Source organism: Streptococcus sp. HMSC078H12, assembly GCF_001814615.1.
GTDB classification, from domain to species: domain Bacteria; phylum Bacillota; class Bacilli; order Lactobacillales; family Streptococcaceae; genus Streptococcus; species Streptococcus salivarius_F.
Window position 1 is genome coordinate 1 of sequence record NZ_KV817327.1, and the last position, 971, is coordinate 971.

At 43.7% G+C, this 971-nt stretch carries 1 pseudogene; it reads left to right on the forward strand.

The features are described from left to right. Positions 1–971: pseudogene (locus HMPREF2979_RS06280) on the forward strand (CshA family fibrillar surface protein C); the annotation flags it as partial.

Genomic DNA, 971 nt, shown 5'->3' on the forward strand with positions numbered 1-971 from the left:
AGCACCAGCCGTAACAGTTGTTCGTGAAGATAAGAACGGAACAAAAGCTTCTGCAACTTACACACCAACTGTAACTCCAGTAACTCCAACAGCAACACCAGCTGAATCTACTGGACCTCAAGGTTTGGTTCAAACTGGAACTGTAACCTTTACTGAAGGTGACCCAGTTGCACCAATCGACAAGGATACCATTACTCTTCTTGATGAAAACGGTCAGCCAGTAGCATCAGTAGATGCGAAATCACCAACAGGTGATGTGATTGGTACCTTCACTGTTGATAAAGAAACTGGTGTTGTGACCTTCACACCAACGGATAAATCATACTCAGGTGATGTTGTTCCGGTTAAGGTTCAAGCAGCTGATACAAATGGAACTACAGTTGAAACAACTTATACACCGAAGATTACTCCAGTCGTTCCAACTTCTGAAGATGCGACATCTACCGATATCCAAGGTCAAACACAATCTGGTAAACCAACCTTCACAGAAGGTGATCCAAATGTTCCAATCGACGAAGATACACCTGCTACTTTCGAAGATGGTTCAACAACTAAGACAGTAGATGGTGAAGGAACATACACTGTTTCTCCAGATGGAACCGTAACTTTCGTTCCAGAAAAATCATTCACTGGAACTGCTTCAGGCGTAACGGTTAAACGTGTTGATAAGAACGGTACTGAGATCACAGCTAAGTACACACCAACTGTGACACCAGTAACTCCAACTGCGGAAGATACAACATCAACTGGTAAACAAGGTCAAACACAAACAGGTAAGCCTGAATTTACTGAAGGTGACAGCCGTGTTCCAATGAACGATGACGTTCCAGCAACATTTGACGATGGCTCAACGACTAAGACAGTTGACGGCGTTGGTACTTACACAGTAGCAGCAGACGGAACTGTGACATTTGTTCCAGAGAAATCATTTACAGGAACAGCACCAGCCGTAACAGTTGTTCGTGAAGATA